At 40.1% G+C, this 22,321-nt stretch carries 13 protein-coding genes; 6 read left to right on the top strand and 7 right to left on the bottom strand.

Annotated elements, in window-relative coordinates:
- Positions 1–79 precede the first annotated feature (79 nt).
- Entirely contained in the window at positions 80–715 is a 636-nt protein-coding gene (gene upp / locus J2743_RS05750) for a uracil phosphoribosyltransferase (RefSeq protein ID WP_209625623.1), read from the top strand.
- Positions 716–750: 35 nt separating this feature from the next.
- On the opposite strand, the gene J2743_RS05745 is transcribed toward upp, so the two are convergent.
- The 4 genes from J2743_RS05745 to rplJ all read right to left on the bottom strand — a co-directional run bounded on the left by J2743_RS05745 (position 751) and on the right by rplJ (position 5,329).
- Positions 751–1,254, bottom strand: a complete 504-nt coding sequence (locus J2743_RS05745) for a fumarate hydratase C-terminal domain-containing protein (protein WP_209625622.1) — start codon at positions 1,252–1,254, stop codon at positions 751–753.
- Positions 1,255–1,260: 6 nt separating this feature from the next.
- Complete coding sequence (gene mfnA, locus J2743_RS05740) at positions 1,261–2,412, bottom strand: tyrosine decarboxylase MfnA (RefSeq protein ID WP_209625621.1); 1,152 nt, start codon at positions 2,410–2,412, stop codon at positions 1,261–1,263.
- Between the two features lie 80 nt (positions 2,413–2,492).
- Positions 2,493–4,784 carry a phosphoenolpyruvate synthase gene (gene ppsA / locus J2743_RS05735; protein WP_209625620.1) on the bottom strand — a complete coding sequence of 764 codons (2,292 nt, stop codon included), beginning with the start codon at positions 4,782–4,784 and terminating at the stop codon, positions 2,493–2,495.
- 62 nt (positions 4,785–4,846) lie between these two features.
- A complete protein-coding gene (gene rplJ / locus J2743_RS05730; RefSeq protein WP_209625619.1) occupies positions 4,847–5,329 on the bottom strand; it encodes a 50S ribosomal protein L16 in 483 nt (160 codons plus the stop codon).
- A gap of 285 nt (positions 5,330–5,614) precedes the next feature.
- Here rplJ and J2743_RS05725 point away from each other — a divergent pair, with 285 nt between their 5' ends.
- From J2743_RS05725 to serS, 3 genes are all read left to right on the top strand, one after another.
- Positions 5,615–6,403, top strand: a complete 789-nt coding sequence (locus tag J2743_RS05725; RefSeq protein WP_209625618.1) for an ATP-binding protein — start codon at positions 5,615–5,617, stop codon at positions 6,401–6,403.
- 18 nt (positions 6,404–6,421) lie between these two features.
- The gene (locus J2743_RS05720; protein ID WP_209625617.1) at positions 6,422–6,643 is read left to right on the top strand and encodes a KEOPS complex subunit Pcc1; all 222 of its coding nucleotides are present in this window, start codon (positions 6,422–6,424) and stop codon (positions 6,641–6,643) included.
- 116 nt (positions 6,644–6,759) lie between these two features.
- Entirely contained in the window at positions 6,760–8,316 is a 1,557-nt protein-coding gene (gene serS / locus J2743_RS05715; protein WP_209625616.1) for a serine--tRNA ligase, read from the top strand.
- A 164-nt stretch (positions 8,317–8,480) separates the two neighbouring features.
- Here the strand turns inward: serS and J2743_RS05710 are convergent, their stop codons facing one another.
- Together J2743_RS05710 and J2743_RS05705 are read right to left on the bottom strand one after the other, a co-directional pair.
- On the bottom strand, positions 8,481–9,320 hold the full coding sequence (locus J2743_RS05710; protein WP_209625615.1) for a peptidylprolyl isomerase: 840 nt from the start codon (positions 9,318–9,320) through the stop codon (positions 8,481–8,483).
- Positions 9,311–10,408 carry a nucleotidyltransferase family protein gene (locus J2743_RS05705; protein ID WP_209625614.1) on the bottom strand — a complete coding sequence of 366 codons (1,098 nt, stop codon included), beginning with the start codon at positions 10,406–10,408 and terminating at the stop codon, positions 9,311–9,313. Before J2743_RS05705 ends, J2743_RS05710 begins: the two co-directional genes overlap by 10 nt.
- 126 nt (positions 10,409–10,534) lie before the next feature.
- On the opposite strand from J2743_RS05705, the gene J2743_RS05700 reads away from it, so the two are divergent.
- Both J2743_RS05700 and J2743_RS05695 read left to right on the top strand, forming a co-directional pair.
- Positions 10,535–11,815, top strand: a complete 1,281-nt coding sequence (locus J2743_RS05700) for a dihydroorotase (RefSeq protein ID WP_209625613.1) — start codon at positions 10,535–10,537, stop codon at positions 11,813–11,815.
- Positions 11,816–11,871: 56 nt separating this feature from the next.
- Complete coding sequence (locus J2743_RS05695) at positions 11,872–12,069, top strand: CooT family nickel-binding protein (RefSeq protein WP_209625612.1); 198 nt, start codon at positions 11,872–11,874, stop codon at positions 12,067–12,069.
- Positions 12,070–12,212: 143 nt separating this feature from the next.
- Here the strand turns inward: J2743_RS05695 and J2743_RS05690 are convergent, their stop codons facing one another.
- Positions 12,213–21,902 (bottom strand): isopeptide-forming domain-containing fimbrial protein, encoded by a 9,690-nt coding sequence (locus J2743_RS05690; protein ID WP_209625611.1) that lies wholly within the window; start codon positions 21,900–21,902, stop codon positions 12,213–12,215.
- Positions 21,903–22,321: the final 419 nt, after the last annotated feature.

The following is a 22,321-nucleotide window of genomic DNA, read 5'->3' as shown; positions in this document are numbered from 1 at the left end:
CAATTATAGGAAAAAAATAAAACAGAACTAAAAATTGAATAAATGACATTTACACAATGTAAGTCGCAGGTGTGAAAGTATGATCAAAATAATTGACCATTTACTGGTGCAGGAAAAACTCACCCTGATCAGGGAGGAGAACATAGATAGAACCAACTTCCGGGCAGGGATAACTGAAATAGGCAGTTGGTTAGCCTATGAACTGGCCAACACACTTGAAAAAGATGATGTGACCGTCCAAACTCCTTTAGGAACTGCTGCAGGAGTTGAAATTAAATGTGAAAAGGATTTAGTAGTGGTAAGTGTCTTAAGAGCCGCTATACCATTAGTTGAGGGGATTATGTGGGTTTTCAAGGAGGCACAGTACGGTGTGGTAGGAGCCTGGAGAAAAGATGAACCACCTTTCCCAGTGGAGGTGGGTTACTTCAAACTACCCTCTGTGGAGGATAAGATAGTGGTGGTTGCTGATCCTATGTTGGCCACTGGAAATACCATGAACGCTATTTTAGATCGGATCCAGAAGAAGGGAAGCCCACGTAGGTTAGTGGTGCTCAATGTCATAGCTTCTAAACAGGGTATTAAATGTGTGGAGGCTGAACACCCTCAAGTTGAAATATACACCTGTGCAGTGGATGAAAAGCTCAATCACGATGGTTACATTGTTCCTGGTTTAGGAGACGCAGGGGACAAGGCTTTTGGAAAACCAGGGCCCTGAAATGAATAAAAACAAATTAATATCATGGAATTAGTTTAGTAAATAGACTCACCCTGAGCAACTGCCACTATCCCCGGGAAATTTTTGACTTCCAGACGATGTATGGCTTCCATACCTTCCTCAGGAAATGCCAGAACTTCGGATGATGTGACTTTGCTGGTAAGGAGGGCTGCTGCCGGGGGTGTGACCACAAAAACAGAATTATACTTTTTAAGGGCATGGATGGTTTCATCACCCAGGGCTCCTTTCCCAATGTGCATTCTCACACCATTTGCAGATAGTGGAGCTATACTATTTTCTATTTCGGTTTTGTTGCTGCTGGTTGGTGCTATACCAGCAGGGCTTACTGCTGTGTGCATAATCACCGTACCGGTAAGATCTGCAGGACTTTCACCATTTTCAAGGAGTTTTACCAGACGGGGAAGGGCAGCATCCCGACCAGTGAGAATTTCTCCACTAATAGCAATACGATCTCCCACAACCAAATCATCAACATCCATTTTTTGGATGGGGGTCTTTATTACCTTAAAATTTGTCATTATTCATTAATCCTCTTTAATTAGTTCAAGATCCGCCAGAAATGCCTTAACATGCTCTCGTTTCAAATGAGGCATGACTATGATCCTGATTGCCTGTGGGTAGGATGCCAGGGAAACAGCCCATCCCCTGTTTTCAAGTTTGCTGGCTATCTCTTCTACTGGAATTTGTGATGAACGAAAAGCCACTATATTAAGTTCAGGGCGTGTTACAAGTTCAAATCCTGCTTTTTCCACACCTTCAGCTAAGTGTGAGGTGATCTCCATACATTTTCTGGATACCTCCTGGTATCCTTCCCTGCCAAGGTGCTTCAGGAGGGCCCAGGTGGCTGCTGTGGCTGCCCCGGTACGGGTACCTACCACTGTGGACTGTAAATCCTCGGTAAGATAGGGTGTTTCAATTGCCATAACCTCCAAGTACTCACGTTCCCTGAAAAGTATTCCACCAGTAGGTATGGGGGCAAGACCCATCTTATGAGGATCTATGGTTATGGATGAAACTCCTGGGAGAGAAAAATCAAATTCAGGAAGATCATAACCTGCATCTTTTAGGAACGGGATGCTGTAACCTCCAAAGGCCGCATCCACATGTAAGTAGATGTCTTTTTCCAGACATATCCTGGATAGTTCTTCAATTGGGTCAATTTTTCCCAGTTCAGTGGTTCCGGCTACTCCTACAATAGCAACAGTGTTATCAGAGATGAGATCCTCCACTGAGGAGGTGTCCATCCGGTAATCATCATCCAGATCTGCCATTTTCATATCAAGCTTTAACATATCTGCAGCCTTTTTGAAGGAAAAATGAGCTGATTTAGGTACGATTATCTCAGGATCCCTAACTTTACTAATATTCCGAGCGGCTCGCATGGCCATAAGGTTGGCTTCAGTGCCTCCCGTTATAATATGACCGTAAACTTCCTTTTTGCCCATCAATTCACCAAGCATGGTGATTGCTTCTTCCTCCAGGGACTTTGTTCCGGGGAAAAGTCCGGGATCTCCTAAGTTTGACTCTAAAAACATCATATATGCTTTAATTCCCACTGGATGTGGACAGGTGCACATTGATCCTAAGATTCTACCTGAACGATGGGTGAGGTCTTTTTCTTTGTATTTCCTGAGCATCTGGTATATTTGCTCTTCAGGTATTCCGTTGTCTTCCATTTCCATCCCTTAAAAATAAATATCAATTTTTAAAATAAAATAAATGGTTTAAAAAAGAAAAAGTGTTGTTTTTATATGTTTTATTCCTGCATTAATTTTCTGGCAGCTTTTAAGAGGAGTTTTTGCTCCACACGGGCTACGGTATCACGTACTGTTGCCACTGCATCGGTGTTGGCTGATACTGATGTGATTCCCAGTTCCACCAGTTTTTCCACAATTGAGGGTATGCTTCCTGCCTGTCCACAGATACTGGTTTTGACTCCTGCCTTGTTACACTCAATTATGACTCTTTCAATGAGCTTTAAGACTGCAGGGTGGCTTTCAGTGTAGAGGTCGGCTACGTTTTCATTGTTTCTGTCAATAGCCAGGGTGTACTGGGTTAAATCGTTGGTTCCGAAGCTTACAAAGTCCAGTCCTTCAGCAATGAAGTCTTCAATGGTCAGTGCTGCTGCAGGTGTTTCTACCATGATCCCGAATTCAATGTTTTTCTGGGGTTTGAGTCCTGCCTTTCTAGCAATTTTTTTAGCTTCTTTTAGCTCGTCAGGGTGCTGTACTAGGGGCAACATAATTCCAATGTTGGTGTATCCCTGTTCGTGTAATTTTTTAATGGCTTTGAATTCTGCCAGGAGTATTTCTGGTTCATCCAGTTCCCGGCGTATTCCCCTCCATCCCAGCATGGGGTTGTGTTCATAGGGTTCATCTTCTCCACCATCAAGTGATTGGAATTCATCAGTAGGGGCATCCAGGGTTCGGTACCATACTGTCTTTGGATAGAAGGTGTCTGCTACTTTCAGGATGTTTTCCACCAGTACTTTAACCAGTTCGTCTTCGTTGCCTTCCATGATGTATTTTTTAGGGTGTACTCCGGTGGTGAGCATCATATGTTCTGTTCTAAGAAGTCCTACTCCATCTGCACCGGTTGCTGCGGCTTTTTGAGCTGCTTCTGCCATACTCACATTTACTTTGACTTCAGTGACTGTGAGAGGAGCTTGTACTATTACAGTGGATTCTTCAGCAGTTTCTTCTTTTTTCGCAGTTTCCACCAGTTTACCTTCCCACACTATTCCTTTATTTCCGTCCAGGGTTACATTACTGTTTTCCGGGAGTATGGATGTGGCATCTCCGGTTCCCACCACACATGGTATGCCCAGTTCACGGGATACAATGGCTGCATGGCAGGTTACACCACCTTCATCTGTGATTATTCCACTGGCACGTTTCATGGCTGGCACCATGTCCGGTGTGGTCATAATTGTGACCAGAATGTCCCCTTGCTGGACTTTGTCCAGTTCATCAGTGCTGTTAATGATTTTAACGGGTCCTGCAGCCATTCCAGGGCTTGCACCTAATCCTTTGGTGATTACGGTCCGTTCACCTTCTTTTACTGCTTTTCCTTCAGCAGTTCCCATGTCCAGGGTTGTTACTGGTCTTGATTGCAGCATGAAAATTTCACCATCTTCAATGGCCCATTCAGTATCCTGAGGGAACTTGTAATGTTCCTGGATATTCTTTCCCAGTTCAACCAGTTGAGTTAATTCAGTTTCATCCAAAACTTGTTTGTTTTTTAACTCATCAGAGACTGGTACCTGTACAGTCTGGCCATTTTCGGATTTTTTCTGGAACATGGTTTTTTTCTCACTCACCTGTTTCTCCAGAATTTTTCCAGTGGCTTTATCCATCCAGTAGGTGTCAGGGGTGACTGTTCCCGATACAACTCCTTCTCCCAAACCCCATGCTCCTTCAATGAGGATTTTTTCCTCACCTGTGGATGGGTGTACCGTGAACATTACTCCAGCTTTCTGGGCATCAACCATTTCCTGAACCACTACTGCTATGTATACTTTGGAGTGGTCGAAATTGTTTTCTTCCCTATAAAATATGGCTCTTGCTTCAAATAATGAGGCCCAGCATTTTCTGACGTATTTTATCAGATCTTCCGGTCCCTTTACATTAAGGTAGGTGTCTTGCTGACCAGCAAATGATGCTTCTGGCAGGTCCTCTGCGGTGGCTGAGGATCGTACAGCCACGAAAGCGTTTTCTTTTCCTATGCGGTGACATAGTGCATTGTATGCTTCTATAATCAGATTGCTGATTTCATCAGGTATTTCTGTTTCCTTGATGATTTTTTTAATTTCCCGGGCAGATTCCTGAAGTTCTTTGTTGTTGTTAACATCCAGGGCATTAAGAATGTCCATTATCTCCTGGGTGATTCCAGTTTCATCCATGAACTTCTGGTAGGTGGCAGAAGTTATTACAAATCCCGGGGGGACTGGTATCCCTGCTTGGGTTAGCTCTCCCAGGTTAGCTCCCTTTCCACCAGCTATGTCCACATCTTCCTTTTTAAGCTCCTCGAAAAATTCGACATACTCCATGCTTATACACCACTTAGGATTTATTCATAGAATTTATGGTAATTACTAATGATCTTTAGCGTTTATTTAACCAATTCTGCCCCTTCATCAATTACTATTCGACAGGGCACTGGAAACTTCATTGAAGCCCTTCTTAATGCTTCTTTAGCATCAGTGAAGTTCTTTTTATTGGTTTTAATGGTTAAAACCCTCTGATTAGCCTTTACCATTGCTACTGAGCTGACTGGCTTTCCAAAAGCCTTTCTCATACCATCCTGCACACGGTCTGCACCAGCACCAGTAGCCATGGGGTTTTCTCGAACTATGTGATGAGGGTAAACCCTTATCTTTAAGTGGTAACCCATTCTACCGGATTTTCTCTGCATGTATCTATTGGTGGCGATCCTTGCGGCCTCCAGTGCATTGTGGGATAGTTGAGCTTTTTCCTTAAGAGCCAGACTCACTGTTAAAGGGAATTCTCCGGATAGGTTCCCCATATCATATTGAACAATCCTGGAACCAGGAATTTTGCGTATGTAATCTTTTCTAGTGTATGCTCTTACCATCTAATATTCCTCCTTGTATAAATGTTATTTAAAGCTTAAACGTGATTATTGAAGCTATAAACGTTATTTCTCTACCTTAAAAGGTAAATACAATATGTAGTTAAACTAGGTAGAAATCAATAGTACAATTAGTTTGGAGAATTATATTATATAAAATGATCAATAGACTCTAGCTAAATTTATGGGAATTTGAAACAAATGAATTACATAATACTCCCAATTGATCATCATTATATTAAAACTTAATTAATAGAAATGAAAATTTAAACAAACGGTGCAATAACCATGAAGATCGCGGTAACTGGAAAAGGAGGAGTGGGTAAAACCACCCTAGCAGGTACATTGGCTGTTATTTTGTCCGAGAAATATAAGGTATATGCTATTGATGCTGATCCAGATATGAACCTGTTAGGAAGTCTGGGCATCCACCAACCAGTAACCCCCATATCAAAGATGAAGGATCTGATAAGGGAAAGAACAGGGGCCGAGCCAGGATCATCATTTGGAGAAGTTTTTAAGATGAATCCCACCATATCCGACCTTCCAGAGTCTCTTTCAACCGATTACGATCCTGAAGGTAACTTGAAGATTCTGGTTATGGGTACTGTGGATAAAGGCGGAGATGGATGTGTGTGCCCTGCTTCAGTAATGTTAAAAGCCATTTTAAAGAATTTAATCGTTAAAAAAGATGAAATGGTTATTTTAGACATGGAAGCAGGTATAGAACATTTGGGAAGGCGCACCGCTGAAGCAGTGGATGTTATGATCATTGTAGCCGAACCTGGACTCAAGTCCTTGGAAACCGCCAGCCGTATTAAAAAACTGGCTACAGATATAGGCATTCATAATGTGGTAGCTGTGATCAACAAGGTCTCCAGTGATGTGGAAGAAAAATTCGTTACAGAAAAGTTGGCAGAGATGGATGTGGACGTGTTAGGTAGCATCCCCCGTGATGATCTGGTTGTGCTGGCAGATATGGAGGGCCGTCCCCTGGTTGATTACCCTGAATCAGCTGCCCGACAGGCTGTTGAGAAAATAGCAGGAAATCTCTTAAATCATAGCCTATCTGATTAAAATAGGGAAAGTTATACCATGAATGTTAAAACCAGCATCACTTTCTGTTATCATAACGAAGAACAGGCGAAAATTGCCTTTGAATCCTTGCAACCAGATAATATTGGTTTTTTAGAATCATTCCAGGACCATGGCGCTGTGGTGTGTAATCTAAACGGAGAATCGCTTAAAACCATTCTTTCCACGGTTGATGATCTTATATTTTCAGAAATGTTAATTGAAAAAATGTTAGAACTCTGAATAAGAGTATTAAAACTCCAAATAGAATATAATAATACTTTGAATCTCTTAACCCCTCATTAAAACTTTAAATGAAATATTTAACCCATTCATTGTAATCAGAAGGATGTATTAAAATGAAATTTACACTTGAAGGAGAAATTTTACTCAGTAAAGATGCTGATGATGCTTTAGATGATATTGCTGGATTTGTTGAAGAAGCAAACAATGAACTATTCCTTAAAGGAATACCAAAGGACCAGGAAAGTGATGCTTCACATATTGTGGAGTGGAATCTTTCCGGTAAAAATCTACATCTCAAAATAGTATCAGGCAGAAGAGGAAGAGCACACGATGCACTTTTAAGGATTAAAAAACCATTAACTCAACTTTTAGGACCAAAATATCATGTTGGTGTCCGTAAAATGAGTGTTAAAAATTACCATATTGAAATCCCATCTCCTGAAATGGTTGATGTTTCCCAAATGCCCTATGTGGATGAGGCCCTGTTCCATGATGATAAAATGGTCATTAAATTTAAAAAACTAAAAGAAGGAGACCTTCGAAACCATGTGGTGGATCGAGTAATTAAGCAGGTACTAGCTGAATCTGAGAAAACTGCTTCACAAAAAGAATCCGATGAGGATGCTGATGATATTTTAACCCGTAAAGTGACTAAAATTGAACCTGGAACTATCATAGGTCGCAGTCCTAAATTTCCAGTATTTTCCGAAGGAGATCCCACTGAAAAAGCAGTAAAACAGGGATGGGTGAAAAAATTCCCTGGTAAAGGTCAATGGTTCTATGGACCTCAATTTATTACTCTGCAGCGTGCCATTGAAGATATATTCCTGGAGGTTCTGGCAGAACAGTTGGAATTTTATGAGTGCATGTGGCCCAAACTCATACCTATCCCCGTGATGAACAAGATGAGATACTTGGAAGGCCTTCCAGAGGGGATGTATTATTGTAGTGCCCCTCGTCGTGACCCTGAAGTGTTTAAAAAATTTAAAACTGAGCTTTTGATAAAAAAAGAAGTTCCAATAGACCGTTTGAAAGATGGTTTGAAGGATCCTTCCTATGTTCTGGCACCAGCCCAGTGTGAACCATTCTACGAATTTTTCAGTCACGAAGTCCTGGATGAAAAAGATTTGCCTATTAAACTCTTTGATAAGAGTGGTTGGACCTATCGTTGGGAAGCTGGTGGAGCTAAAGGACTTGACCGTGTGCATGAGTTCCAGAGGACTGAGCTGGTCTGGTTAGGTCTGCCTGAGCAGGTTGAGGAGATTCGTGATGCGACTCTAAATATATCACAGGATTTAGCCAACCAGATGGAACTGGAATGGTACACTGAAATCGGTGATGATCCCTTTTACTTGGAAGGTCGTAAAGTAGAGGAAAGAGGTATTGAATTCCCTGATGTGCCCAAATATGAGATGAGACTGGTTGTACCTGGCGCTGATAAGGGTGTGGCTGCAGTTTCTGCCAATGTCCATGGTACTCACTTTACTGAAGGTTTTTCAATTAAAGAAACCCATAACCACACTTTATGGACTGGTTGTACTGGTATTGGAACCACCAGATGGCTTTTTGGTTTCCTGGCCCAGAAGGGTTTTGATGAATCCAACTGGCCAGATATGGTGCGAGATAGGGTAAAAACTGTCCGTGCGCCTAGGGTTCTGACCTGGCCGTGAAATGCAATGATAGTATTTCTACTGATGAAAATATACCCAAGAAAAAAATTGGTTTGTGATGGTTAGATAAGATCACCAAATAATCCAAAAATCGTTAGATAATTCAAAAAAAGATAATGTAAAAGAAAATGTTTTAAAAAAGAAGAAAATTGAAGATAAAAAATCTATTCTTTTTTAACTTCATCTTCAGGCAGTTTTTCTGGAACTTCCTCAGTAGAAACTTCCTCTGTAGAGGCCGCTTCAGGAACTTCCTCAGTAGAAACTTCCTCAGCAGAAGCTTCTTCAGTAGACTCTTCTACTTCCTCTTTTTTAGTGAAAGATTCCACGAATTCTACTGTTTTAATATCCATATTGTCCTGAATGTCCCTTGCTATTCGGAACCGATCCATGGTTATTTCCATGTGTGGCCTCTGGTCGAATTTGGCCATTTCATCCATGGCAATGATCACTTTATCATCTTCAAAGTCCACTTGGTGTTTTTCCGCATCCAAGTTAGGGGTGCGGTAATGAAGGTCGATTAAACTTTTAACTTTTTCCACATCATCTTCAATTACGGAATCCACTTTCATCTGGTATTCCAGGTTTTTACCGGCCAGTTCGTGGTTGAAATCCAGTCTGACTCGACCTCCACTGACACTACGGATTATACCGGTGTTTCCTTCTGAAGTTATGGCCATTCCCACCTGGGGGTTTATGTCCTGTTTTTTGAACTCAGACATGGGCACTAATTGCACTAATTTAGGGTCACGTTCACCAAAAGCTTCTTCAGGTGATAATTGGATGGTTTTTTCTTCACCTTCTCCCATGCCCACTATTGCATCTTCCATACCTTTGAGCAGGTGACCTCCACCCACAATTACTGAGATGGGCCCATAAGTTTTCTTATCTGAATGTACTCCTTTTTCCTCTGCTAATTCTTCATCAGTTGTATCAAAGATATCACCGGTTTCTATAACTTTTCCGGTGTATTCAAGCTTTATAAAGTCTCCATTCTTCACTGGCATATCTCTAGCCTCCTATGTACTATTCTCTTTTTAAATTCTCTTAGCACTTCTTTATTTTTATAGTTTAATATGCGTATGGTTGAAGGGTAATTATCAATGTATCTGGAAAGATCATCCCGATCAACACACACTTCTAATGACGATAAAACCCTCTGACGATGATGCCTACTGAATCCCCTGGCAATACAAGATTCAATTTCCTTTATACTGCTAAAAGGCCTTTTCTGAATCATGTTTTCAATGGTACGTTCATCAATGACGCTGAAAGATTTGAAATCAGGCACTGATGAGTTATTAGCCGTCCGGATAATACTATTTACATCCCGGACCATGTTAAGGGGTGCTCTACCATTTTCCATTTCATTTTTTAATATTTTAATGGTTTCTTCAGGTAACATATCCTTAGCAGATTCTAAAACTCCTGAAACCACTGATTCTCGGATTATAGTTCCACTAACTCCTTCTAACCGAGGTATGAATATGAATTTATCCTTAAAGTCAAAGTCAATCTTGGTTAAGGATTTTGAAAAGGATACAATAACATAATTATCCTCGTTAAGCTTCCCTTTTAAGAGAACTTCACCGGTTTCCATATCAACCATGCGGTATGGTTTAGGGGCCACTCCTACTCCTTTTCTTATTTTTTCCAGTAGGATTTGAAAGTCAGGTTCTACCTTATATCCTCGAGGTATGTAATCTGTGTCCAGTGCTTGGAACATGCGTGCCAGACACAATGAGTATTGTCCTGATCCCATCACTCCCATGGGTGGTCCTTCCACCACCACATCTGCACCCACAGCTATTGCTGCCTCTGCACGTGCTTGGCGGGTCATTATGTATGGTATTCCCCTGCCACTACGTTCAAATGGGCCTGGAACAATTGCCACAAATAATCCATTGGGAACGATCTTTTTTGCCTCTAAAAGGCAGTGCAAATGGCCTTTATGGATTGGGTTGTATTCTGTGAAATCTGCCAGTATTTCAATATCAGATTCTGGCTCTTTAAACCGAGGCCTGGTCCTCAAATCCTTCAGAAATATTTTCTTATCACAGGACATGATAGATTTCACAAATTCTTCAGAAGACATTGTACCCCACACTAGTATTTATCATCATGCAAGGTTATATGATTATTTTTACAGACTATTTATAATCATACTTCAATCTAAGTCTGGTAAGTTTGTGAAGTTTAATTGTTCAATTTAAGGTGTAACATGTTGGACTTGTGTCTTGTTAACTGTAAACTGGATATCAATGCTGAAGAAGTTTGTTTGGGAATTAAAGACGAAATCATAGTTTCCATTAAAAAATTACCTTCAAATGCAGATGAAACCATTGATTTAAAGGGTAAAATTGTTCTTCCTGGCCTGATTGACGTTCATGTCCATTTCAGAGACCCTGGACTTACTTTTAAGGAAGATTTCCATACTGGGAGTGCTGCTGCCGTTGCCGGGGGGTTTACCACCGTACTGGACATGCCTAACACTTTACCTCCCACCAACACCCCACAAGCGTTTAAAGAAAAACTGAAGATCGGTGCAAAGAAGAGTTTGGTTGATTTTGGAATACATGCCGGAGTCTCTGATCTATCATATATTAAAGAACTTGTCGCATTAAGGCCAGCATCTTTCAAGATCTTTATGGATCTGGTTGATGATGACTTTTTAATGGAGGCTTTCAGTAAGATAAATAGCGTTGCTCCTGATCACGTTATTTCATTACATGCTGAAGACAGTAAATTGGTTCAACAGTACACGGAAATGATGAAAAAAGAAGGGAATGATCCAGAACTATACTCCTTAGCACGTCCTCCTCAGGCTGAAATTGAGGCCGTGGAATCAGCCATTTCTTTGGCTGGAAAATATAATCAAAAAGTACACTTCTGTCATGTGAGCACCAAAAAATCACTCCAACTTATTCACAATGCTCGGACCGCAGGTTGCCCAGTTACTTCAGAAATAACTCCCCATCATCTCTTCCTTGATTCCAATTACCTTAATCTATTCGGAAACCTGGCTAAAACCAATCCTCCCCTACGTGATAAGGAAAATCAACTGGGAATCCAATATTTACCTGAAATTGATGTTATGGGAACGGATCATGCCCCTCACACTCTTGAAGAGAAGGAAAAAAATGTTTGGGATGCCCCTCCCGGAGTTCCCGGCCTGGAAACCATACTCCCCCTGCTTTTAACCCAGGTAAATCGTGGTCAATTAAATCTTAAGGATATAAAAAGATTGTTGTGTGAGAATCCTGCAAAAATATTCAATATTCCAAATAAAGGTTTCATATCAGAAGGTATGAATGCTGATCTAGTGGTGGTGGACCTTAAGAAAGAAGGTGTAATTGACCCGGATAATTTCCATTCAAAAGCTAGATATTCTCCTTTTGAAGGATTCAATGTTAAGGGGATGCCAGTTATAACTATGGTAAGGGGTAACTTAGTTATGGAATATGATAACATATTTAAGAATAATGGACAGTTTGTTTATTAGATAAAATGTTTTTATGATATCATTTATTACGAAAATATTAGTAAACGGTGAAAAAAATGTGCGAATCAACAGTTTACAACACTAAAGGGGTTAAACTCATGGATGACGTGATCCACATCAAAGTTTATGGTGACAGAATAGAAATGGTGGACATACTTAACCAGGGAAAGACCGTTGAAGGTCAAATAATTGAATTAGACCTGGAAAAGCATAGTATATTTATAGAAGTGGATGAAGAAGGATTGGTTAATTAAAATCTTTTGATTTAATGTTTTTTTTTATTATTCTAATTTCTATTCTTTTAATCTTTATTGTCTAATTTTATAATTTTGTACTTAATTTAACTCAGTTTAAAAAAGTAAAAATGGAAATTAAGGGAAATGAAAAAAGGAATCCCTTATTTTTTTCTAGTAAAGACCATTGAAAGACCAGTTAAAACAAGGAATAAAACCAATACCAGTGAAGGTAAAGGTACACCTGTATTTTGCATTCCGATTGAATTTTTTCCGGATTGTGGTTGTTCTCGAACATAGATGGAAGCCGAAGCATTGTGACCAGATAGTATTGGGTCATAAGAGTCTGTGTGGACATGGGCATGGTTTTCAATAGATCCTAATTTTTCCACTACTACAGTTATAACCAGTTGGGCAATTGAACCATACGGAAGGTTTCCGATAGTCCATATTCCTGTTGTTGGATTGTAAGAACCGTAATTGGCAGCAGAACTTACATATTTCACTCCATCTGGAAGTTTGTCAACTACGTAAACATTTATAGCAGTGTCAGGTCCCCAATTTTGAACTATTAATGTGAAGTAGATTGTTTCATGAATGTATGGTTGTGGATTACTCACTGTTTTTTCAATGGTTACATGGGATGTTTGGACATCATTGTAAACAGATGCTGTTTTTCTTCCCTCAGGATCAGTTTCTGATGAGGTTCCTGCAGTGTTGTTCAAGCCCTGTGTGGCATTGGAGATCACAGTTCCATTAATCCATATAGTTACATTCTGTCCAGGTGCCAGTCTGTCAATTAGGTAGGTTAAGTTCAGTGGGTTGTTATAGGCTGTCCAGGGTATTCCATTTGATGTGGAGTAGTAGGTGTTTTCCAGCAAGTCTGGAGTGTAATAATCATCAAATGTAACATTTAATGCATCGGAAGGGCCTTCATTAGTTACAACTATGGTATAATGGATTGAGTAACCAGGGACGATGTGGTTGACATCTGATCCATCAGTTTGGGAAGTTTTTGTAATGTTCAGGATGGCCAGAGTATCTATCACTGTGGTGGTGTTGTCTGTCAGATTACCAGTCAGATTAGTGGTGTTACTAGACACATATACGGTGTTATTAATAAGACCTGTGGCATTGGATGGTACAAAACCGCACAGATAGATATACACTGTTTTATTAGCATTTATATGACCAAAGACATATTCATAAGGAGCCAACCATGCATTCCATGACACTCCATCCAAACTATACTCCTGACCAGTCAAACGACTATCCAACACATCACTAACTTTCACATTCCAAGCATCACTAGGACCATAATTAGTTACAGTAATCGTGAAAACAACAAGCCCACTCTGACCAGCCACCACACTTTCCGGTGCAAATTTCGTCACATTCAACTCACTGGTAGTGTTAATCACTGTGGTAGTGTTATCCGTCAAATTACCCGTGAGATTGGTTTCATTACTAGACACAAACACCGTGTTATTAATCAAACCCAACGCATCAGATGGCACCCAACCACGCAAATAGAAATACACAGTTTCCAATGCATTAACCCGATCAAAAACATATGCAAACGGACTACTCCATACAAACCAATCCACATTGTTTAAACTATACTCCTGACCAGTCAAACGACCATCCAACACATCAGAAACTTTCACATTCAAAGCATCAGAAGGTCCTGAATTAGTCACAGTAATGGTGTAAACAAGTGGACTGTTACTTCCAGCAATAACTGTTTCCTGAGATGTTTTAGTCACATTCAACTCACTGGTAGTGTTAATCACCGTGGTAGTGTTATCCGTCAAATTACCCGTGAGATTGGTTTCATTACTAGACACAAACACCGTGTTATTAATCAAACCCAACGCATCAGATGGCACCCAACCACGCAAATAGAAATACACTGTTTGAGCAGCGTTCACACAATTAAACACATACTCATACGGATTAACCCAAGCACTCCAGGACATACCATCCAAACTATACTCCTGACCAGTCAAACGACTATCCAACACATCAGAAACTTTCACATTCAAAGCATCAGAAGGTCCTGAATTAGTTACAGTAATCGTGAACACAACAGGCCCACTCTGACCAGCCACCACACTTTCCGGTGCAAATTTCGTCACATTCAACTCACTGGTAGTGTTAATCACTGTGGTAGTGTTATCCGTCAAATTACCCGTGAGATTGGTTTCATTACTAGACACAAACACCGTGTTATTAATCAAACCCAACGCATCAGATGGCACCCAACCACGCAAATAGAAATACACAGTTTCCAATGCATTAACCCGATCAAAAACATATGCAAACGGACTACTCCATACAAACCAATCCACATTGTTTAAACTATACTCCTGACCAGTCAAACGACCATCCAACACATCACTAACTTTCACATTCAAAGCATCACTAGGACCATAATTAGTCACAGTAATCGTGAACACAACAGGCCCACTCTGACCAGCCACCACACTTTCCGGTGCAGATTTCGTCACGTTCAACGCAGCAGAAGTTTCTACAGTATTATTAACTGTGTTGGAAGTTGTGTTAAATGGGCTTGTTGAACTATTGGCAGTTGCATTGTTAAATAAGACCGTTCCGTTAGGAGTAGAAGCATTTAAAGTACCATTTATCATTACTCTAAATGTTTCCCCGATACCAATATATCCTGAAGAGAATAAAGATGTGACATCTAAGACTAAAGGACCACTGAAACCTGCCCAACTGCTCCATGCTCCACCATTAACACTGTAAGAATAGAACCTGTTGAGGTAATAGCTTGAAAAGGTGTTATCAGTAAGTGTCACATCTCGAGCTACACTAGGGCCTGTGTTAGTTAATGTTAAAGTATATGTAAGGTTGTTACCTGCGATAACAATATTAAATGGGGTGTTTTCTTTTACTAATGTTAAATTAGCAGTTTGAGTCACATTAGTAGTTGCCGTACTATTATTGTTATTGGGATTTGGATCTGTGGTGTTTGATGTAACATTTACTGTGTTGTTTAATATTCCTGCTGGGGCGGAAGCATTAATGGTTGCCCTTATTCTGATGTTTGCTGAGCTTCCAGATATCATGTTTCCTAATATGAGACTCCATGTGCTGGTAGTTATGGAAGTCCATGTACCGAAGTTTAGAGAGTACTGTGGATTGATTAAATAAGTGAACCATGGAGTTAGGAAAATATCGTTAATTGTTACATTTTCAGCTGTGTCTGGTCCTAAATTAGTTACAGTTATGGTGTATGTAACCTGTTCTCCTGCATTAACTTGTGAATCTCCATTTTTTTGCACTTGAAGATCAGCACCGATAACATGAACTTGAGTGCTGTTGCTGGTGGTGTAATCTCTTCCTCCTGTGGATATGGAAGTATAATTCAAATAAGCTGCATTAGTGATATTTTGTCCTGCCAGGAGGTAGTTGTTATTCACAGTACAGTTGAAGAATATAGTGGAGTTGTTATCTGCTAATGTTAGAACGGACCGTGTGAATGTAAGTATGTTTCCATTGTGGGTAAAGATCCAACCGGGACATAACTGAGAACCAGTAACAAATGTCAGGCCAGTGGGTATCGTATCAGTTATAACAAGGTTATATGCATCAGCAGTGCTGGATGCTGTGTGTAAAACCTGTATGGCATAGGTGAATTCCTCTCCAATGTTCAAATCGGTTTTACTTGGTGTTTTGGTTATCTGCAAGTTGGGTTCAACCACATGTACCGTGGCTGTATCGGATCCTCCATTGACACTCTGCCCAGTTTGATTATTGTAATATAATGTGGCACTGTTAATCAAATTCTGACCATTGTAGTTTCCAGCTACATCCATAACCAGAACCGTGTAATTAATAGTGATATTCCCTTCCTGAGTAATGGTTACATTTCCAAAGCTGATCTGGTAGGTGTTTCCACCCAGATGAGTCACCACAAACTGGTTAACATTAACCCCGGAAGTGGTTGTATATGTGAATCCACTGGTTCCTCCGTTTAATAAGAGTCCATCTGGTAGGACATCAATGATCTTAAGTTCAGTTGTGCTTCCCACTGGTAAGGTGAGGATTACAGATTCTGTGGCAGTTTCACCTATAGTGCGGTCCTGTGTTTCGGTTCCGTTAACTTTTTTAGATATTTTTGGTGTTCTGGTAGTTACCAGAGCTGTGGCAGTAGTGTTTATGTTATTCACAGCACCTGCAGGTTGTGTGGGATCTCCTGTCCTTTCACCGGTGCTGGTGCCTGGATCACCAGGAGTGGCATTGTTGGTACCGTGGGGACCCGGTAGGGTGGTTCCAGTTGCATTCACAGTGTTATTTAGAGTGGAATTAAATGTTACATTATGTTTTACTGTGGCATTGTAAGTTATGTTAAGATACTGGCCTGGGTTGAGTTTGTTGACCACTATGTAGATCAGGTCTGCAGTGGAGTAGTTGGTAAATATTATGGATGGATCACTGGGAACTATACTCAGGTTCAGGTAGTCCATGGTGAATCCATTGATTGGATCTACAATAATCAAATCATAAACCGGGGCTCCGTTGGTACTGTTGTTGTTTTGGATCTGTATACTGAAGGTGGCTGTATCTGAATCCGTTAATGTAGTCTGGTTTGCTGTTTTGGTGGATTTAATTTGGGGAACAATTACGTTTAAAACTGTGGGGCATGTTCCAGTCACCTGTTGGCTTCCTCCGGTGGCGTTGGTGAAATTCAATGTAGCATTGTTAGGTATCTGTGTACCTGCCTGATTGCTGGCTATATTCAGGATTGTGGTGTTAAAGATCAGGGTTATGGTTCCGTTTTTAAGGCCGTTAGCACCCAAGTAAGTTACGTTACCCAGATAGAAGGAGAGTGGTGAAAGGGAAGTGGGAGTGATGGTCAAAAATTCATCAACTGAACTTCCGAAATCAAATCCAGAAGCTATGATACCTGCATCACTTCTTTTTATCAGTGCAGTGCCTCCATTGTAACCCAGGTTTGACATTAAAGAATCGATTAATGATACATTAAATGTTTCACCTTCTGGGACGATGAATTCTAGTTGGTAGGTTACTACTTCTCCCACCAGTACATTGGGATTGGTGGAATCTGGTTCAGAAGTACTGTTTACTGTTTTACTGACTGATGGTGAGACTGTGTTGATGTTCACTATATTGGATGTGTTGGTGTAATTTCTGGCATCATTGTAACCAGGGGGCATTGAAGAAAATGAAACATCAGCCTGGTTCTGGAATACAGAACCTGTTGGAACATTATCATTTACCAGAACTGTGAAAATGAAGGTTAAAACATCACCTGGGTTGATAATGGTGCCAGATATAGCTTTGATAACCACAGTACTGCCTGGTGTGAAACTGAAACCCGGTGGTGAAGACACCAGGGAAACTGTGGATGAGTTGAAGAGTATTGTATCCAGAACATCATTTAACTCCATTTGATAGGCTGGTGAACTACCTGTATTGGTGACTTTCAGGGTAACTGTAACCTCATCCCCACCATCAACTGTAGATGGTGTTACATTTTTGTTAACATTTAAAAATGGTTCTACAATGGTGGTATTCACTGAGGTGGTGAATGGTGGTCTGGTATTTTCGGTCCAATTGAGTGCTGCATTGTTGGTTTTAACTGTGCCATTTATGTTACTGGTGTGATTAAGTACTGTAGTATTAAACAGGAGGTAGAATGTGTTGTTGGTGGTAGTACTGTTTGTGATGCCGTTGAAAGTAAATATGATATTCTGACCACTGCTAGAAACTGATAATGATCCTAAAGTACCACTGAATCCTGTGGTGTTCAGGATGTATTCACCTATGTTATAGTTGAACCCTGCAGGTAATGTATCAGTGATGGTGAGGTTGGTTTTCAATCCCTGCGGTAATGTGACCAGTATTTTATAGGTGACAATTTCGCCTATGGTCAGATCTCCTGTATTTCCATGTATAGTGGAATCTTCAACTGTTTTAGTTATCTGCGGATCTCCAGTTCTGATTACAGCCCATCCTGAGTCGGTGTAGTTACGACTATCTGGATCAGGATATCCTCCCACCCATGGCATTGACCAGTAGGTGGCATTGGCTGTGTTGTTATAAATGGGTCCAATGTAAGGTGTGTCCAAGGCAGTTAGGTTAAAGGTGAAATAAAGTGTCTGACCCCGAGTTATGTTTCCTCCAGTGTAAGTTAAAATCCCGGTTAAAGGATCATAGTTAAACACAAATCCAATCGGAGTGAAAACCTCCGTTACACTGTTTAAATCGAAAATATAGCTGGATCCAAGCAATGAATCTGTTATAATTACATTATATGCTGTTGATCTGGCATTGGAACGGGTGTTGCTCACTTGGAGGGTTACAGTGGTGGTTTGCCCTCCTTCAATAGTGCTGGGATTGAAACTTTTAACTACTGTTAACCATGGTTCAACCAGATAAACAGTTGCACTATCAGTTAAAGATGAATGACTTGGATTATTCCAGTCCATAGTGGCCCTATTGGTTCTGGTCCTAGAGGTAGTGTGAGGTGGATTAGCAGTTGAATTATCAGCCATAAGGACTGTTATATTAATGTAGAATGTGCTGTTACTGGTGGTGTTGGTAAGTCCTGTAAACAGGAATTCTATGTTATTGTTAATTTGTGTAAAGTTTAGATTTGCTAAGTTTCCATAGAAGTTACTTAGTTCCAGTACATGTGACACATAAGTGAGTCCTGCTGGTAAAATATCATGAATGACCAGATCATTGATTTGCCCTGCAGGCAGGGTAACCGCAATTTGGAATAATCCAATTTCTCCTATTGTTAGATTAGATCCTGAGCTTATTCCATCAAGTGATCCTATGTAATTTTTCTGGAAATCAACATCACGTACCTGTACTGATGCACTGTCTGAAAGGTGGGACTGATCAACTGCTGGGTTCCCTACGTAATTTGGACTTTCAGGTGGGGTTAATGATGTATATTTAGTGATGTTGACTGTGTTGTCAATGACCTGTCTGGGGTAAACCGTGCTGTTAAGGAGGGCATCGTAGGTTATTATTATGGAGCTGTTGGTGCTGTTAGCTGAGTAAATAGGGTACAGTGAACCAAAATCCAAACCCGTGCTGGTGAAAATATCCATCAGGTTTAATCCAGTGATGGCTGTTCCACTACCATAACTAACTGTTATGTTACTGATGGATAAGATATATCCAGAATTAGATGTTAGTAAATCATCTGTAACCACTACGTTGTAAGCAGGGGCGTTTCCTGTGTTGTCTATAGTTACAGTGTATGTGACCATGTCTCCTGCCTGTAGATCTGAGGTGGGTGTTGCTGTCTTGTTTATGTTAAGTTGTGGTTCTCCTGTTATCAGGGAAACTATTCGATTATCACTGAAAATTTTCCCAGGACTGTTTTCATAATTGATGTTTAAAAGGTTGGTGAGCCATAAACCATCTGTCATTGGATCTCCAGTGGCAGTGATGGTGAACAAGATGTGAACTGTGGCATTGGGTTGGGTGGCATTGTAAACATTACCATAGCTAAATGTAAGGGTGTTCTGAGCGGAATCCACAATCAGTGTGGGTATCACACCAGTCAAACTACTTAAAGTATCATCTTCACCCAGTCTCCATTGTCCAGCAGATGGAATGGTTTGGGTGGTGTTCTGTGCCTGACCTGTTGTAAACTGAGTGGCCCTTAGTAATGGTATCGGTAAATAATCAATCAAGTTAAAGTCGTGCAGGTTGCTGGTGGGTACATCTATTAGTAAAGAAAAGGTCACAGTGTCTCCAGCCCTTATTACATATGGAGCTGTGGGATCCTCTCCGTTTATTTCAATTATATCTTTTTCTGGTGTGGGGGCCACTATTATAACCTGACTTCCACTTGCATCTTCCACATGACTACCATTATGAGTTAATACTGCATCAGCAATCACTGCATTATTTATAATATCATTGGATACTATTGGATGGAGTATGGGTGGTGTTACTCCTTCGTAGTATTCATTGATCATGGTCCAGAAGGTTAGGTTTCCAGTGGTTGCTCCATTGTTGGTTCCAGTGTAATTTCCACCTTCCACAATACCAGTGTATCCATTGTCAACGAGTAACTGAGTGATGTTAAACATCAAATAGGTAACACCTGTGGTGGAGTTATGATAATACTGGAACTGGTTAGGATTGGTCAGGTCAACAAACAGGTCACTGATATCTATACCTGATAGATGTAAGTTGAGTCTGGGATTGTAGTTTAAAGAATCCAGGAAACTTTGACCATCCCCTAAAATATCATAAAGTACCAGATTATTGAGGGAGAAATAATCTGAGGCCTGGAAGTTAAGTGTGTATCTTAATATATCAGTGGGTCTGGGTTGGATGGGATCTGTACTTTCATCATCAACACTTTTTTGTATAGCCAGTGGTTTCAAAGTGAGGGTGTAATCATCTTGGGATGAAACAGGAATATCAGTGTAGTTTCCAGTGACAGTGACAGAGTTAGTGGCATTAACCCAGGCTCCAGTGTCTGGGTCCAGTACGTACTGAGAGTTGTTATCAAATTTAGGGGCATAAACTTGGTATATGATAGTTTTATCAGAACCTAAAACACCAGTAATACTATCGAAGGTTATCCATAATAATCCACCAGGAGTGGTGGTGGATGGTTGTTGGATTAGGTTACCACCATCAATATCAACAACTTGTATAAATTGCAGGTTTCCAGGGAGATTATCTATAACATCAACTGCAGTGACAGTCTGGCCATCTGCTACATCAACTGTGAGGGTATAATCCCATGGATAATTGGAACCAGTGGCAGTTTCATCTTCATGAGGGCTGGCTGTATTTTTAATGATTTTAATCACTGTAGGGGTTACTTGTGCTGATGTCTCATTTCCCCTGATGGGTATTCCCCCAGTTTCATTGGCACCAAAACGAAATACGGGGTAAGCTGTAATATCGAGGGGTGATCCCAGGGTGGAATTACCTAACAAAAATGCATTGATTTCCAGGACTGCACTTGGTTGACCTGAAGTGAAACTACCCAAAGGATATTCAATTACGTAAAGTTGATATCCAGGAGTTCCAGTCACTGTAAGTCCAGATAATGGATCAATTAAGGTGCCACTTAAAGGAAAAGTTCCTACACTGGTAACACTTACTGGTGCTCCTAAAAAGTTGGCACTTTCAAACCGTATCTCTGGGGGTAAGATCAACTGTACTGTGGGGCCGAATCCAGTTTCATTACCATTGTTATTGAAGGTTAGTGTGAAGTTAAAACTTTCATTCAAGAATTGTTCTTTTGGGGCATCAATGGATAAAGTAGGTTCTGGACCTAATTGAAAGTTCACCCACCCGTATAAATTCAGGTCTGATGAGTCAACACCAGGTTCCACTGTTATCAGTTTGTGAGAAGTCATATGTCCCGGATAACTGGCACTGACATAAAAACTTCTTTCATTACTCAACAATGATAATTGATAGTATCCATTTGAATCTGTGGTGGTTTGAGCAATTTGTGTTCCATCAACATTTGTTACAGTTATGGTAACATCAGGGAAGGGACTGCCATTGGTACAAGTAATTACATTACCACTGATTATAGAATTAAAAAGAGATGAAGAAGAGTTGGAGGAAAATGAGGGAGATTGAGATGGATCTTGAAGAGATCCTGAATTGTTAACATAATCAAGATCAGTCTGATTAATTTCAGAATTTAGTCCGGTTACACCATCTAATGATGTCGAATTGTTTAAAACTGTATTTGAAATTTCATCTACACTTTCAACAGCAGAAACTGTGTTTAACATTATAAAAACAACACAGATAGTTAAAAAAATCAATCCTATTTTATTTTTTTTATTTTCAAACCCCAACACTTGATCACCAAATGAACATTTTTCAATTATTGTCCGCCAATAATATTCATAAAACACCATCATATACATGTTCATACCATATAAACTATATGTACGAACTGTTCGTATGCTCTTTAATTAATGCATGACAAGAATATTAGTAATTGATTACAAACACAATAAAAAATAAGCCTAATTAAAACATTTTACGGTTTTAAAGTCAAAAAAAAGTCAATGATCCATTAAAATCATATAAAATATCATGGAATTATGAAAAGTATTGAGATGAAAAAATAATCATTAACGTAGCGATATAATGATCTAAGTATCAGAATTTTTAAAAAATAATATGATATTGTACAATCAAGAAAACTAAATTTTTAATAAAACAAATACTAAAAATAAAGAAATAAAGGTGGAAAAATCCACCAAATTTGTTT

The sequence above is a fragment of the Methanobacterium petrolearium genome, from assembly GCF_017873625.1.
Lineage (GTDB): Archaea > Methanobacteriota > Methanobacteria > Methanobacteriales > Methanobacteriaceae > Methanobacterium > Methanobacterium petrolearium.
Note: the sequence above shows the minus strand (reverse complement) of the source record. Positions and strands in the feature narration are given on the sequence as shown.

What these genes read in the sequence shown, in the direction of transcription:
- upp (WP_209625623.1), top strand. Translation starts at nt 80, where the DNA reads ATGATCAAAATAATTGACCATTTACTGGTGCAGGAAAAACTCACCCTG.
- J2743_RS05745 (WP_209625622.1), bottom strand. Translation starts at nt 1,254, where the DNA reads ATGACAAATTTTAAGGTAATAAAGACCCCCATCCAAAAAATGGATGTT.
- mfnA (WP_209625621.1), bottom strand. Translation starts at nt 2,412, where the DNA reads ATGGAAGACAACGGAATACCTGAAGAGCAAATATACCAGATGCTCAGG.
- ppsA (WP_209625620.1), bottom strand. Translation starts at nt 4,784, where the DNA reads ATGGAGTATGTCGAATTTTTCGAGGAGCTTAAAAAGGAAGATGTGGAC.
- rplJ (WP_209625619.1), bottom strand. Translation starts at nt 5,329, where the DNA reads ATGGTAAGAGCATACACTAGAAAAGATTACATACGCAAAATTCCTGGT.
- J2743_RS05725 (WP_209625618.1), top strand. Translation starts at nt 5,615, where the DNA reads ATGAAGATCGCGGTAACTGGAAAAGGAGGAGTGGGTAAAACCACCCTA.
- J2743_RS05720 (WP_209625617.1), top strand. Translation starts at nt 6,422, where the DNA reads ATGAATGTTAAAACCAGCATCACTTTCTGTTATCATAACGAAGAACAG.
- serS (WP_209625616.1), top strand. Translation starts at nt 6,760, where the DNA reads ATGAAATTTACACTTGAAGGAGAAATTTTACTCAGTAAAGATGCTGAT.
- J2743_RS05710 (WP_209625615.1), bottom strand. Translation starts at nt 9,320, where the DNA reads ATGCCAGTGAAGAATGGAGACTTTATAAAGCTTGAATACACCGGAAAA.
- J2743_RS05705 (WP_209625614.1), bottom strand. Translation starts at nt 10,408, where the DNA reads ATGTCTTCTGAAGAATTTGTGAAATCTATCATGTCCTGTGATAAGAAA.
- J2743_RS05700 (WP_209625613.1), top strand. Translation starts at nt 10,535, where the DNA reads ATGTTGGACTTGTGTCTTGTTAACTGTAAACTGGATATCAATGCTGAA.
- J2743_RS05695 (WP_209625612.1), top strand. Translation starts at nt 11,872, where the DNA reads ATGTGCGAATCAACAGTTTACAACACTAAAGGGGTTAAACTCATGGAT.